Raw genomic sequence first — 14,086 nt, forward strand, 5'->3', positions numbered from 1 at the left:
CTATGCTAGCAAACACAGCGAATATGCGCCAATAAAGCTCGATTACTCAATCAGAGGCGAAGAGTATATAATCCCGCGTTCATTCCTGAGGAGCCTCACCCTGATGTCTGCATTAACTCCGGCCAGCGAAGTCATACTGCGCCATAGCGAAGAATTCGAAGGCCGCCGCGTATTGTTCGCCGGCGACTTACAAGACAATCTGCCAGCTGAAATTGACGCCGAAGAAGTCCGCGTTCACACCAATATGTATCATCACTGGCAGATGCTCAGCAAAAGTCTGGGCGAAAACGTTCAGTTCGGTTTACTGGCTGACGCTGAGCTTATCGCGCCTTGCGATGTGCTGGTGTATTACTGGCCGAAAAGCAAACTGGAAGCGAAATTCCAGCTGTTCAACTTACTTTCACAGTTGCCGGTCGGCATTGACGTGTTTGTCATCGGTGAAAACCGCAGTGGCGTACGCAGTGCTGAAACCACGCTGGAAGGTTTGTGTGAACTGAGCAAAATCGACAGCGCGCGTCGTTGCGGTTTGTACCATGGTCGCCTGGAAAAACAGCCTGAATTTGATGCCGACGGCTGGTGGGATCAGTACATGGTCGAAGAAGTGACCATCAAAACCCTGCCGGGCGTGTTCAGCCGTGAAGGTCTGGACAGCGGAAGCCTGCTGCTGATCAACACGTTTGAAGAACCGGTGAAAGGCAAAGTGCTGGATGTGGCTTGCGGTTCCGGCGTGCTGGCTTCGGTACTGGCCATGTACTCGCCGAAGATGAAAGTCACGCTCAGTGATGTGAGCGCTGCCGCTATAGAAGCCAGCCGCGCCACACTGGCGGCGAACGACCTGCCGGGCGAAGTGATCGCCAGCAACGTCTATTCCGACATTGCCGGTCGTTTTGACATGATCATCTCCAACCCGCCATTCCACGAAGGTCTGCAAACCAGCCTGACAGCGGCTGAGCAGCTGATCCGTGGCGCAGTGGGCCATCTGAACATTGGCGGTGAACTGCGCATTGTGGCTAACGCCTTCCTGCCGTATGCCGCCCTGCTCGATGATGCTTTTGGCAGCCATGAAGTGCTGGCACAGAACGGCCGCTTTAAGGTTTACAGAGCCGTCCGTGGCCGTCCACCGCGCGATTTGAAAAAGAAAAAACGTTAATCAGTCAGACGCTGAGGATACGCATCATTTCTGCATTGTAGCGGTCACCCGCTGCTACGCGGAAAGGAAACACTGCTTCGATCGCCGCGATTTCGGCTTCACTCAGGGAGACATCAAGCGCGGCGATGTTTTCCTCAAGATAATGACGACGCTTGGTGCCAGGGATCGGCACCATGTTGTCGCCACGTGAAAGTACCCATGCCAGCACCAGCTGCGACGGTTTCACGCCTTTCTCCTGCGCCAGTTCCCCGATTTTTTCCGCCAGTTGCAGATTCTTCGCGAAGTTTTCGCCCTGAAAACGCGGACTTTCACGACGGTAATCGTCTGCATCCAGATCATCCACTGAACGGATTTGTCCGGTCAGAAAGCCACGACCCAGCGGGCTGTAAGGCACGAAACCGATCCCAAGCCGTTCACACGCCGGTAAAATATCGGCTTCCACATCCCGCGACCAGAGTGAATATTCTGTCTGCAACGCGGTGACCGGATGAACTTTATGCGCCCTTTCCAGAATACTCACCGGCACTTCGCTCAGCCCGATATAACGGATCTTCCCTTCACGCACCAGATCGGACAGCGCGCCCATGGTGTCTTCAACCGGCACGTTGGGATCCGGACGGTGTTGATAATAAAGGTCGATAACTTCGGTGCCCAGACGCTTCAGGCTCCCCTCTACCGACTTGCGGACATAATCAGGGTGACCGTTGGTCCCGCGCGCCTGTGGGTTAGCCGGGTCGCGTACAATACCGAATTTGGTGGCTAAAAAGACCTGATTGCGACGCCCTTTCAGAAAGCGCCCGAGCAGTTCTTCATTGGTATACGGCCCGTAAACATCGGCGGTATCAAACATCGTGACGCCCATTTCGAGCGCACGCTCCAGCGTTGCCATCGATTCTTTATCATCCAGACCCGTGGTATAGAAATCGCTCATGCCCATGCAACCCAGTCCCAGTGCAGACACCATCGGACCGTTTTTACCCAACTGACGTTGTTTCATCGGATTTTCCTTTTTGACTCTAAGAGGGAAGTAACGAAGTGAAGTGTGGTTGTTATGTCAGGAAAGATAAATCAGCGAATACGTGCAACACTGTTCATAAATCGCAAACAATCAGCGGGAAAGTGATGGACCAAATTCTGGCGATGAAAATTTTTATCCGTATTGCCGAACTGGAAAGTTTTAGCCGTGCAGCGGAAGACCTGAATCTGCCACGGGCGACAGTCAGCACGACCCTTAAACGGCTGGAACAGAAGCTCGGGGTTCGCCTGTTTTTACGCACCACGCGGCAGGTGAAAATCACCGACGAAGGCAAAATTTACTACCAGCGCTGTCTGCAACTGATCTCGGCGTTGGAAGAATCCGACGCCCTGTTTGCACATCACAAAAATCAGCCCGCAGGCATTGTCCGCATCGATATGCCGCATTCTCTGGCACGCGTGATGGTAATCCCCGCGTTACCGGCGTTTTACCAGCGCTATCCGCAAATTACCCTGAGCGTCAGCGCCAATGATAACGCCATCAATCTGCTCGATCAGGGTGTGGATTGTGTGGTGCGCGCCTGGCCTTCAGAAGATGACAATTTGCAGTCGCGCCATCTGACGGATTTGAAACAAATCACCTGCGCCTCACCTGCGTATTTAGCGAAATTCGGCACACCAGAAACGCCGGAAGATCTCGCCGGACATCAGGCTGTCGGCTACTTTTTTGCCCATCAGCGGGCTGATTCGCATCTGGATTTCATGACTGACGGAAAGGTTGAGAAGCGACAATTACCCAGCAAACTGACCGTCAGCGGCGCTGACGCTTATGTCGCGGCCGCAAAAGCCGGTTTCGGACTGATACAGGCTTCAGAACTGGCGATGGCGCAGGAACTGGAAAAGGGCGAACTGGTGGAAGTATTACATCAGCATCTTCCACCGCCGATGCCGTTATACATCATGTACCCGCCAGGCCGTTTTCTTGCACCGAGGATCCGTGTGCTGCTTGACTGGCTGATCACGCTGTTTTCCAGCCCCGTTCAACCGGACAATCAGAAAGCCATTCCGGGAAAAATCGTTGATTAAACCATCGATTAACCTGAGGACTCTCTGGCACACTAAACCATTCACGGTGAATATGCTGTTTTTTACATCAAACGTCCGAAATGGGGGAAATAACTATTGACGCCTGTGGGAAAATCTCTAGAATTCGCCCCCGTGGTTGTGTTACTTGCTGATGACATTCCGATGAATGCATCAACACAGTAATCAATTGGAAGCGATGGTGGCGGAATTGGTAGACGCGCTAGCTTCAGGTGTTAGTGTTCTTACGGACGTGAGGGTTCAAGTCCCTCTCTTCGCACCACATGATTCTGTTCTCCGGCTTTTCCTTCCTGTATCAACTCTCTCGCTTTCAGAAAATAAAAAATCCCTGCGGCTTTACTGTGCTTCCTGTTTTTCATCTCTTTTGATTCCTTTTCTGTAACAATCACTTATCACTATAGACTAAAATTCAACGTGACCGCAGCCAGTCCGCCTGCCAGCGCCATAAATGACGGCAACAGCATATAGTGACGTAACGTGCGATGAAACAACATGACCAGCGTCGCCAACATTGCGACTACCACGAGCATCCGCAGCTGGTCGAGCGTCATATGCGTCAGCGCCAGCAAAGGCATCAGCGCACAGGGCAGCAACACACCCCAGCCACTGGTGAGACGCTTACCCAGTATCCAGACAACCGCCCAGATCCCACATGCTATGACAATCGCCGGTATCATAACCTTGCTCCAAACGTTGATAATGAGAACCAATATCATATAGGATTTTTTCTCATTTACCACCTATTTGCAGCGGTACCCTCCCTTAGGGTGACACCTGTCGACAAAAGTGCTAATTTTGAAGCCGTAAAACAAATTAGCCATGCAGCCCTACAAAATAGTGACACTAATAACGATATTTATTGAATTCTAATAATTACCCATTTGAACTATTAGCCTGTTTACACGGAATACACCCGCGGTATAAGGCGATAAAACACTTTATCTATTCAGACCAACATACGCTAAATAGAGTAAATTTGATGATATCTCATTCCTATGATGAGCTGCTGAAAAGCAAACATCGGCTGGCGATGTTGCTATTCTTTTTTTTAAATAGTGCCACTGCGCTATTTTCCATGGTTTATCCGCCAGAAGGCGCATCGTCAATGCCTTTTCCGCTGGTACTGATTTTTGGTCTTTGCGGAGCAGGATTAATATTTTCATTTTTCAGTAAGAAAAATTATTCTGCGCATCTGAATATGTGTTCTGTCATCGTCGGGCTGTTGTGGGGATGGCAAATTGCATTTCGTTTTGCTGAAATTAGTCAGACAGATAAAAATTATCTGCTGGTCAGTTTGCTCAGTATATTCTTTATCAGTGCTATCGCTTTATCAGATAATTTTCTGGCTTTTTGCCTCCACGCAGTACCTTCGACTATTTGCGTCATCTTTCTCGACGATTTTCAACATATCGGGCGCATCTTATTTACCGTTTCCCTGCCGCTGATAGGCCTGTGGTTGCATCACCTGATGTTAAAACGCAGCGATGAATTTACACGCAGAATGCTATCCAACCTTTACAGCGAGCGGGAGAAATTCAGCGACCTGAGTATGCTGGATCCGCTCACTGGCCTGTACAACCGGCGCGGACTGCAAAACAAACTGGAAACCCTGTTTAATCAGGCCTCCGGCCACTACGTCATGCTGCTGGATATCGATCACTTCAAAGCCTACAACGACAACTATGGCCATACGATGGGCGACCAGGCGCTGGTGCGCGTGTCTGCTGCCATCCGTGATGCCGTGCGCTCGCGCGACGTGGTTGTGCGCTACGGTGGAGAAGAATTTCTGGTGCTGATGTCCAATGTAAAACAGGAACATGCAGTTCGCATGGCCGAACGTATCCAGAATAAAGTCCTCGGGTTGAATATCCCGCATTTGTTTAATGCGCAGGTATCGACTCACGTCACAGTAAGTGCCGGGCTCGCTGCGCTGGAGGAAGGCGACTTTATTCAGGCTTTAGGTAAAGCAGATACCTCTCTCTATAACGCAAAAAATAGCGGCCGCAATAAGATATTTTATGCGTGGGAAGAGGAAACCGTTGAGGCATCCATTCAAGAAAGAATGGCCTGATGGTGTTTGAAAGTAACAATGATAACAGCGTGTTTATTGTTTTTATTTTCCTGTCACATATTTAAAGTGGACAGATAGTCTTTATTAAAGGCCGGACATTCATTTCTTTTGCATAATCATTCAGCTTTTAGCCAGATTCACGATTCTGGCTAAAAGCGAAACAGCTTATTTATCATGTCGAATGTTACTGAACAATGTTACTTTTCGATTTTATCAATCTGCTTAAATAACCCATTGTCGTCTTTCAGCCCTGCCTTAATAACCACGATAAAGATAATCCTAAACACCCTCGTTTCAATGTACTGACCGACCTGCCAGCTGCATTCATCCTTCTCATTCCCTGCGTCAAAAAAACACGCTACTCTGTTGTTTTAACACCATTATTCTCTCCATTTCTTAATCTGTGAACTGACTCACCCTGACCTTCCGGCGAGTGCCAGCGCTCATTTGCCCGTGGCACTGACCGGAAGGTTGCTCTGCCGGACACTTCTTACACTAACGGCCAGCCGCAGCCCTGATTTATGAAGGAACAGTTAGGCGTGGCATTTATTACTTATCTCTTCACCAGTACGTTTCTCTACATAAAAAGGTCCGGTGTATGAACAGTTCGATAGCTTTAGGGATTATCTGGCATCTGATAGGAGCAGCCAGCGCAGCTTGCTTCTATGCGCCATTCAAACAAGTAAAACATTGGTCATGGGAAACCATGTGGTCGCTGGGCGGCTTCTTTTCATGGATCATCCTGCCGTGGGCAGTCAGCTACGTCCTGCTGCCTGATTTTTGGGCGTATTACGGATCATTCACCTTCGCAACCCTGCTGCCCATTTTCCTTTTTGGCGCGATGTGGGGCATCGGCAATATCAACTATGGCCTGACCATGCGCTATCTTGGCATGTCGATGGGGATCGGCATCGCCATCGGCATCACCTTGATTATCGGTACGCTGATGACCCCTATTCTTCAGGGCAAAATCGGCATGCTGTTCGGCACAACCGGCGGCCAGCTTACGCTGCTCGGTGTATTTGTTGCGGTCATCGGCGTAGCTATTGTCAGCTATGCAGGCTTCCTGAAAGAAAAAGCACTGGGCATTAAAGCTGAAGAGTTCAATCTGCGTAAGGGGCTGATTCTGGCGGTGATGTGCGGGATTTTCTCCGCCGGTATGTCTTTTGCCATGAGTGCCGCAGTCCCGATGCATGAGGCCGCACGCGCATTGGGCATTGACCCGCTGTATGTCGCGCTGCCAAGTTACGTCGTTATCATGGGCGGCGGTGCCATCGTGAACCTGGGCTTCTGCTTCGTCCGCCTGGCAACCCGCAAAACCATTTCGTTCCGGGCCGATATGTCTGTGGCGAAATCCCTGCTGCTCACCAATGCCATTTTTTCCATTATCGGCGGCGTGATGTGGTATCTGCAATTCTTCTTCTACGCCTGGGGTCATGCCAGCATTCCGGCAGAATATGATTATATGAGCTGGATGTTGCACATGAGCTTCTACGTACTGTGCGGCGGCATCGTGGGTCTGGTGCTGAAAGAATGGCTTGGTGTCGGGAAAAAACCGGTGCGCGTTCTGTGTATCGGCGCGCTGGTGATTATTCTGGCTGCGAATATCGTCGGTCTGGGAATGGCATTGTAAATCCACTACACACTTCAAAAGACCACTCATTAAAAGACGGCAGAAATTATTCTGCCGTCATCAGTGACAAAGATATCTTCCCCCCTGCCCGATAAAACGCTGCCGGTAATCACGGGGAGATACTCCACAGGCGCGACTGAAGACCACCGAGAAATAATTACTGTCATCGAAACCGCATTCTGCCGCCACATCACTGATCGTCATGCTGCCATAGCGCAACAGACTCATTGCCCGGCAAAGCCTCAGCTGACGCAAATAATGACTCACATTCATACCGGTATGCTGCTTGAACAACGAGCGTAAAGCACGGGGATTCAGCGCATGCTGCTGGCAGAACGTCTCCAGATGGAATGATTCAGCGATGTTTGCTCGCAGCGCCATCAGCAATAAATCCAGCTGATGTGCGTCGGGTAATGCCCCGCTGTCAGGACGCTGGCGAAAACGCAGTAATAACAGCGCCAGTTGCATCAGTAACGCTTCACTCAGTTGCACGGAAAGCGGCTCAGACTTCATACATTCTTTTGCCAATTCTTCCACTTTATCGCGTAAAACTGACATTCCAAGCGTACTCAGCCGCCAGTAGCGTTGCTCCTGACTGACATTCTCATCGGGCAATAATTGCGACCAGTCTGCCGCCAGGCCGAAGCGCTCACGGCAAAAAAGCACGTTATCCAGCGCCAGCTCGTTGACCGATTCGTAACTGTGGCGATCCCGCGAACTAATATAAAACAGGTCACCGCAAGTGATGGGATAAGGGATATCGTTCCAGATATGCAGGCCGTTGCCGCGCCAGACAATCACCAGCTCGTCAAAATCATGATCGTGACTGGGGAAATCCGCCTGCGGATGACGTTCCGCCACCACAACCGAATTTATTCCCGTCAGAAAGAAGTCATTTTTAAAAAGTCTTAGCGACATAGCGACAATCTCAAACCCGTTTGACGACAATATAAACGAGGCAGTTCAGATAAATATTCCCGAAACTGCGAGAGGTGCCGTTTAACGCATCTGATCACGCATGAGTTTTGGCGACACCGAAAACTCCCGACGGAATTGTGTCGAGAAGTGGTTACTGTCACTGAACCCGCAGGCATAGGCGATATCGGTAATACTTTGATCGCTATGATGTAAACGACGGCGCGCTTCGAGTAAACGCAGCCGGTTGAGATAACGCTGCGGTGTCATGCCCGTGTAATGCTTCATCTGCCGGTGCAGGGTTCGCAGTGCCAGCGAAAAACGTTCCGCGGCTTCAGTCCAGTTAACATCCTCACTGTAATGTGACTGGAGCCATTGCAAAAGCTGATTGACCCGGTTTTCCGAGGTATCTCGCAATTGTGGCTGGAAACAATCCTGATAAAGCAAAATCAGCAGTTGTAAAAACAGACTTTCGCGCGTGGCGATGTGTTCCATTTCAACGCTGTCGGGTAACGCTTCAAGCTGAGTAATGCAGCTCAGTACCTGTTGCAGCACGCACGGGCTGAGCTGCCAGTGGATCTGCGACTGATAATGATGTTCCTGCGGCAAAAAATGACCGACGTCCTGAATAAAACGGAACGTTTTCGGTGAACGGAACAACACATTGGTCAGACGAAGATTATCTACATTTTCAAAAAGATGGTGATCGCTGGCACGGACAAAACAGACCGTACCGGCGGTCAGAGTGTAGGGATTGTCATTAAAAATGTGCACACCCGATCCGCTTTCCACCAGCATAATCTCGTGAAAATCATGGTAGTGCTCCGGGAATACGTCTTGCGGAAGCCGCCGCTCAACCGTCACGGTCAGTTCAGGTGCCGCAAAATAATCATCACCTCTCAGTAACGTCATTTATCGCCTCCGGTTCAAAATCATTGTGTTTCGGGAAACAACCCTACCTTGTGCCCCGTTTTCTTACCTTCAAACCGCAGCGTTAAAAACGTCATAAATGGTCATATTTTAAAGATTCCCCCTGCCGTGATGCAGATCTGCGGCAACGATCACAATCGCCTGCCCCGCATTACTCAGACGCGGTAATTCACAGTTTCAGCCAGCTTTGAACCGTTATGTGATCTGCCTCGCATCTACCTTTTTAATGCTGCCATCCCGCCAAAACCCGTGGCAATCACCGGAAGGTGCCCCCACAACGCCTCCCCTACACTGGCCACATATTCAATAAGGAATGGCCGCTATGAGAACTCACCATCTTGCCGCTATTGACCTCGGCGCTTCCAGCGGCCGGGTGATGCTGGCGACGTTTACCCGTCAGGATCCGCAGCTGGCAGCGACGCTGACACTGAAAGAGATCCACCGTTTTCCTAATAACTTGATCCGCGTTGATGGCCACGAAACCTGGGATCTTGATGCACTGGAAAAACACATTCTTGAGGGGCTGAATCGCCTCGACGCATCCGGCGTTCAGCTTGACGGTATCGGCATTGATACCTGGGGTGTGGATTACGTGCTGCTTGATGAACAGGGCCAGCGGGTCGGTTTGCAAGTGGCTTATCGTGACAACCGTACCGAAGGCGTGATGGCGCGAATGGAGCAGCAGTTTGGCCGCGAGAATTTGTACCAAAAAACCGGTATTCAGTTCATGCCATTTAACACGCTTTACCAGTTGCGTGCGCTGAGCGAACAACAGCCTGAAATCGTCAGTAAAACTGCACACATGCTGATGATCCCGGATTATTTTCTTTACCGCCTCACCGGCAAAATGAACTGGGAATACACCAACGCCAGCACCACACAGATGCTCAATCTCGCCACCGGCGACTGGGATGAAGATTTGCTGAAACTGGCGGGTGTGCCACGCCGCTGGTTGCAAAAACCGACACCGCCGGGCAACTCTCCTGGGCTGTGGAAAAGCCCTCGCGGGCGCAGTGTGCCGGTGTTCAGCGTAGCAACACACGATACTGCCAGTGCGGTGGTTGCCGCCCCGCTGACCAGTTCACGCAGCGCCTATCTCAGCTCCGGCACCTGGTCGCTGATGGGCATCGAAAGCCCGAAAGCGTTTAACCATGCGCAGGCACTCCACGACAACATCACCAACGAAGGCGGCATCAACGGCAGCTATCGGGTGTTGAAAAATATCATGGGCTTATGGTTGTTCCAGCGTGTTTGCCGCGAACTGAACATTCAGGATTTGCCGTCCTTAATCACACTGGCTAAACACGTCACACCGTTCACTTATCTGATTAACCCGAACGAAGATTGTTTTATTAATCCGCCCTCCATGGTGGATGCCATTCGCGATGCTTGCCGTCAGGCCGGTGATCCGGTGCCGGAGTCACCTGCAGAGCTGGCACGCTGTATTTTCGACAGCCTTGCCATGTTGTACCGCAAAATCGCATTGCAACTTGCTGATTTACAAGGCTCGCCGCTGGAAGATATTCACATCGTCGGCGGTGGCAGCCAGAACCAGTTTCTGAACCAGCTTTGTGCTGATATCTGCCAGGTCAGCGTCAGCGCAGGTCCGGTTGAAGCTTCAACCCTGGGCAATATCGGTTGCCAGCTTATGGCGCTGAACGCCGTCAAAGATAACGCTGAATTTCGTCGCATCGTCGCCACGAATTTTGAGCAACACCACTACATTCCACGTATACACGCGGATTTCGCTATTCACTGGCGCCGTTTCCAGGCGCTCTGTCACGTCAATGAGGAACTCGCAGTATGACTTCATCTATCGATCAAGCATGGACACTTGCCAAAGAACGCTTTGCACAGCTGGGTATTGATGCCGAAGCTGCAATCAAACAACTCGATACCCTGCCCGTTTCTATCCATTGCTGGCAGGGGGATGATGTCGCTGGCTTCGAAAACCCGGAAGGCAATCTGACCGGTGGTATCCAGGCGACCGGTAATTATCCCGGTAAAGCGCGTAATGCTCAGCAACTTCGGGCTGATTTAGAGCTGGCCATTTCGATGATTCCTGGCCCTAACCGACTGAACCTGCATGCGATTTATCTGGAATCCGATCAGCCCGTTGCGCGTAATGAAATCGAGCCAAAGCATTTTGCTAACTGGGTGGACTGGGCGAAGAAAAACAAACTTGGGCTGGATTTCAATCCTTCCTGCTTCTCACACCCGATGAGTGCCGACGGCTTTACGCTCTCCAGCGCGAACCCGGAAGTCCGTCAGTTCTGGATTGAACACTGCCAGGCCAGCCGCCGCGTCTCTGCCTCATTTGGTCGCGCACTGGGCACGCCTTCCGTGATGAATATCTGGGTACCGGACGGTATGAAAGACCTCACGGTGGATCGTCTTGCACCACGTGAGCGTCTGATGACTGCACTGGATGAAGTGATTTCTGAGAAGTTTGCTCTGAGCGAACACATTGACGCCGTCGAAAGCAAACTGTTCGGTATCGGCTCGGAAAGCTACACCGTGGGCTCAAACGAATTCTATCTAGGTTACGCCGCAAGCCGTGGTACCGCACTGTGCCTTGATGCCGGTCACTTCCATCCGACTGAAGTGATTTCCGACAAAATTTCCGCCGCCATGCTGTATGTACCACGCCTGCTGCTGCACGTCAGCCGTCCGGTACGCTGGGACAGCGACCATGTGGTGTTGCTTGACGACGAAACGCAGGCCATCGCCAGCGAAATTGTCCGCCACAACCTGTTTAACCGCGTTCATATCGGGCTGGATTTCTTTGATGCCTCGATCAACCGCATCGCTGCCTGGGTTATCGGCACCCGTAACATGAAAAAAGCCCTGCTTAAAGCGCTGCTGGAACCGACAGATTTACTGAAAAAACTGGAAGTTGAAGGCGATTACACCGCGCGTCTGGCACTGCTGGAAGAACAGAAATCCCTGCCATGGCAGGCCGTGTGGGATATGTATTGCCAGCGCCACGACGTACCAGTCGGCGGCCAGTGGCTGGATACCGTTCGCCATTACGAAACCAGCGTGCTGGCTAAACGCTAAGGTTTGATAAACCCAAAGTATTGCTGACAGCACCGAAGAAAAGCATTCACCTTATTTGCAGGAAAGAACTGATGAAAACATTATTTACCTCGTGGTTTGTGCAGGGCATGGTTAAAGCGACCACTGATATGTGGTTGAAAGGCTGGGATGAGCGCAACGGCGGCAACGTCAGTATGCGACTGCTGCCAGAAGATATTGCACCTTATAAGAACGATTTTTACGCCCAGCCACGTACGGTTGAACTGACACAGCACGCGCCGGATTTGGCCAACGAATACTTCATCGTGACCGGTTCCGGCAAATTCTTCCGTAACGTGCAACTCGCACCTTCAGAGGCGCTGACCGTTATTCAGCTCGATGATAAAGGCGCCAGCTATAAAATCCTCTGGGGCCTGACCGCGGGTGGTCTGCCGACGTCAGAACTGGCATCGCATCTGCAATCTCACGCCGTGCGAAAACGTGTCACTAACGGTCAGGATCGCGTGATCATGCATTGCCATGCGACCAACCTGATCGCACTGACGTACGTGCTTGAGCTCGACAGCGCCAAAATTACCCGCAAATTGTGGGAATGCAGCACTGAATGTCTGGTGGTCTTCCCTGACGGCGTGGGTATCGTGCCGTGGATGGTACCGGGCACCGACGGCATCGGCGCCGCCACGTCCGACCGGATGCAACATCACAGCCTGGTGCTGTGGGCGTTCCACGGCATCTTCGGCTGCGGCCCGACGCTGGATGACGCATTCGGCCTGATCGACACCGCTGAAAAATCGGCGGAAATCCTGGTGAAAGTGATTTCGATGGGTGGCATGAAACAAACTATCCAGACTGACGAACTGATTGCCCTCGGCAAACGTTTTGAGGTCACGCCTTTCGAGGCCGCACTCAAAGCCTGATCCGGCATTTAATGCTCCAGACTACATAAATCCTGCACGGGGAACAGGGGATGTTTCCCGTAGCAGGAAATGGCAAAGACCACGGAGCAGCGCACAACAGAACATCTATTTTACTTACTCTATAGAGGGAATTTTTATGAGTTTCATGTTGGCACTTCCTAAAATCAGCCTTCACGGTCAGGGCGCAATCGAAGATATGGTTGCGATGCTGGCGACCAAACAACACGGCAAAGCGCTTATCGTCACCGACGGCCAGTTAATCGAACTGGGTCTGCTCGACAGTTTATTCTCCGCACTTAAACAGGCAGGAATGCCTTACGCCATTTACGGCGGCGTGGTGCCCAATCCTACCTCGGCTCATGTTGACGAAGGTTTCCGTCTGTATCAGGAAAACCAGTGCGATTATCTGATCGCTTTCGGCGGCGGCAGCCCGATTGATACCGCTAAAGGCATCAAGATTCTGACTGCTAATCCGGGGCCGGCCACGATGTATTCCGGTGTCGGCAAAGTCACTAAACCGGGTGTATTCCTGGTCGCGATCAACACTACCGCGGGTACTGCCGCTGAACTCACCAGTAATGCGGTGATCATCGACAGTCAGCGTCAGGTGAAAGAAGTGATCATTGATGCAAATCTGATCCCCGATATCGCCGTTGACGATCCGTCGATTATGCTCAAGATCCCGGCAGGCATTACCGCGGCAACCGGAATGGACGCACTGACGCACGCGATTGAAGCCTATATATCTGTTGGCGCGCATCCGCTGACTGATCCGACGGCGCTCGCCGCTATTTCTACCATCACGCAATGGCTGCCGAAAGCCGTCGATCACGGCGACGATATTGAAGCTCGCGAGAAAATGGCGCAGGGACAATATCTGGCTGGCATGGCATTTAACAGCGCCGGGCTTGGACTGGTCCATGCGATGGCGCATCAGCCAGGGGCGACGCATAATCTGCCGCACGGCGTGTGTAATGCGATTTTACTGCCAGTCATTGAAGAGTTTAACCGTTCCTCTGCCCCGCACCGTTTTGCCGATATCGCCCGCGCAATGGGTGTGCACACGCAAGGTATCAGCGAAACGCAAGCCAGCATGGCGGCTATTGACGCGATCCGTAAATTATCCGCCCGCGTGGGGATCCCGTCCGGTTTCAAAGAACTGGGGATTAAGGAATCCGATATTGAAGGCTGGCTGGATAAAGCCCTGGCTGACCCATGTGCGCCATGTAATCCGCGTACGCCAACACGTGAAGAAGTTCGCGAGCTTTACCTGAAAGCGATGTAATTTTTAGCTTCTGCCTCTGTGAAGGGGAAGAAAAAGGTGTAATTTCCTTACTCCTCCCCCTGCGAAG

The 14,086-nt window shown here is 51.5% G+C and carries 12 protein-coding genes and 1 tRNA gene; 9 read left to right on the forward strand and 4 right to left on the reverse strand.

Annotated elements, in window-relative coordinates:
• Window positions 1-103: 103 nt before the first annotated feature.
• Entirely contained in the window at window positions 104-1,150 is a 1,047-nt protein-coding gene (gene rsmC / locus UC15_RS14125) for a 16S rRNA (guanine(1207)-N(2))-methyltransferase RsmC (protein WP_112289039.1), read from the forward strand.
• A gap of 4 nt (window positions 1,151-1,154) precedes the next feature.
• Here the strand turns inward: rsmC and UC15_RS14130 are convergent, their stop codons facing one another.
• Window positions 1,155-2,147, reverse strand: a complete 993-nt coding sequence (locus tag UC15_RS14130) for an aldo/keto reductase (protein ID WP_112289040.1) — start codon at window positions 2,145-2,147, stop codon at window positions 1,155-1,157.
• A 125-nt stretch (window positions 2,148-2,272) separates the two neighbouring features.
• On the opposite strand from UC15_RS14130, the gene UC15_RS14135 reads away from it, so the two are divergent.
• Both UC15_RS14135 and UC15_RS14140 read left to right on the forward strand, forming a co-directional pair.
• Window positions 2,273-3,211, forward strand: coding sequence for a LysR family transcriptional regulator (locus tag UC15_RS14135; protein WP_112289041.1), 939 nt, complete (start codon window positions 2,273-2,275; stop codon window positions 3,209-3,211).
• 193 nt (window positions 3,212-3,404) lie between these two features.
• Window positions 3,405-3,491: transfer RNA gene (locus tag UC15_RS14140), tRNA-Leu, on the forward strand.
• 133 nt (window positions 3,492-3,624) lie between these two features.
• Here the strand turns inward: UC15_RS14140 and UC15_RS14145 are convergent.
• A complete protein-coding gene (locus tag UC15_RS14145) occupies window positions 3,625-3,906 on the reverse strand; it encodes a DUF1435 domain-containing protein (protein ID WP_112289049.1) in 282 nt (93 codons plus the stop codon).
• A 302-nt stretch (window positions 3,907-4,208) separates the two neighbouring features.
• Between UC15_RS14145 and UC15_RS14150 the strand changes: the two genes are divergently transcribed.
• Window positions 4,209-5,300, forward strand: a complete 1,092-nt coding sequence (locus UC15_RS14150; RefSeq protein ID WP_112289042.1) for a GGDEF domain-containing protein — start codon at window positions 4,209-4,211, stop codon at window positions 5,298-5,300.
• Between the two features lie 598 nt (window positions 5,301-5,898).
• The gene (gene rhaT / locus UC15_RS14155) at window positions 5,899-6,933 is read left to right on the forward strand and encodes an L-rhamnose/proton symporter RhaT (protein ID WP_112289043.1); all 1,035 of its coding nucleotides are present in this window, start codon (window positions 5,899-5,901) and stop codon (window positions 6,931-6,933) included.
• A gap of 60 nt (window positions 6,934-6,993) precedes the next feature.
• Here rhaT and rhaR read toward each other — a convergent pair whose 3' ends face one another.
• On the reverse strand, window positions 6,994-7,860 hold the full coding sequence (gene rhaR / locus UC15_RS14160; protein ID WP_112289050.1) for an HTH-type transcriptional activator RhaR: 867 nt from the start codon (window positions 7,858-7,860) through the stop codon (window positions 6,994-6,996).
• Window positions 7,861-7,932: 72 nt separating this feature from the next.
• Entirely contained in the window at window positions 7,933-8,760 is an 828-nt protein-coding gene (rhaS, locus tag UC15_RS14165) for an HTH-type transcriptional activator RhaS (protein ID WP_112289044.1), read from the reverse strand.
• A gap of 340 nt (window positions 8,761-9,100) precedes the next feature.
• Here rhaS and rhaB point away from each other — a divergent pair, with 340 nt between their 5' ends.
• The 4 genes from rhaB (at window position 9,101) to fucO (ending at window position 14,019) form a co-directional block, all read left to right on the forward strand.
• On the forward strand, window positions 9,101-10,585 hold the full coding sequence (rhaB, locus tag UC15_RS14170) for a rhamnulokinase (protein ID WP_112289045.1): 1,485 nt from the start codon (window positions 9,101-9,103) through the stop codon (window positions 10,583-10,585).
• Window positions 10,582-11,838, forward strand: a complete 1,257-nt coding sequence (locus UC15_RS14175) for an L-rhamnose isomerase (RefSeq protein ID WP_112289046.1) — start codon at window positions 10,582-10,584, stop codon at window positions 11,836-11,838. Before rhaB ends, UC15_RS14175 begins: the two co-directional genes overlap by 4 nt.
• Window positions 11,839-11,909: 71 nt before the next feature.
• Window positions 11,910-12,734 carry a rhamnulose-1-phosphate aldolase gene (gene rhaD, locus UC15_RS14180; RefSeq protein WP_112289047.1) on the forward strand — a complete coding sequence of 275 codons (825 nt, stop codon included), beginning with the start codon at window positions 11,910-11,912 and terminating at the stop codon, window positions 12,732-12,734.
• 136 nt (window positions 12,735-12,870) lie between these two features.
• The gene (gene fucO / locus UC15_RS14185; protein ID WP_112289048.1) at window positions 12,871-14,019 is read left to right on the forward strand and encodes a lactaldehyde reductase; all 1,149 of its coding nucleotides are present in this window, start codon (window positions 12,871-12,873) and stop codon (window positions 14,017-14,019) included.
• The last annotated feature ends 67 nt before the right edge of the window (window positions 14,020-14,086 follow it).

This window comes from Rahnella sp. AN3-3W3 (genome assembly GCF_003263545.1).
Classification (GTDB): Bacteria; Pseudomonadota; Gammaproteobacteria; order Enterobacterales; family Enterobacteriaceae; genus Rahnella; species Rahnella variigena.

Coding starts and splice junctions, on each gene's coding strand:
- UC15_RS14130 (WP_112289040.1), bottom strand. CDS start 2,147: ATGAAACAACGTCAGTTGGGTAAAAACGGTCCGATGGTGTCTGCACTG.
- UC15_RS14135 (WP_112289041.1), top strand. CDS start 2,273: ATGGACCAAATTCTGGCGATGAAAATTTTTATCCGTATTGCCGAACTG.
- fucO (WP_112289048.1), top strand. CDS start 12,871: ATGAGTTTCATGTTGGCACTTCCTAAAATCAGCCTTCACGGTCAGGGC.
- rhaT (WP_112289043.1), top strand. CDS start 5,899: ATGAACAGTTCGATAGCTTTAGGGATTATCTGGCATCTGATAGGAGCA.
- rhaD (WP_112289047.1), top strand. CDS start 11,910: ATGAAAACATTATTTACCTCGTGGTTTGTGCAGGGCATGGTTAAAGCG.
- UC15_RS14145 (WP_112289049.1), bottom strand. CDS start 3,906: ATGATACCGGCGATTGTCATAGCATGTGGGATCTGGGCGGTTGTCTGG.
- rsmC (WP_112289039.1), top strand. CDS start 104: ATGTCTGCATTAACTCCGGCCAGCGAAGTCATACTGCGCCATAGCGAA.
- rhaB (WP_112289045.1), top strand. CDS start 9,101: ATGAGAACTCACCATCTTGCCGCTATTGACCTCGGCGCTTCCAGCGGC.
- UC15_RS14150 (WP_112289042.1), top strand. CDS start 4,209: ATGATATCTCATTCCTATGATGAGCTGCTGAAAAGCAAACATCGGCTG.
- rhaS (WP_112289044.1), bottom strand. CDS start 8,760: ATGACGTTACTGAGAGGTGATGATTATTTTGCGGCACCTGAACTGACC.
- UC15_RS14175 (WP_112289046.1), top strand. CDS start 10,582: ATGACTTCATCTATCGATCAAGCATGGACACTTGCCAAAGAACGCTTT.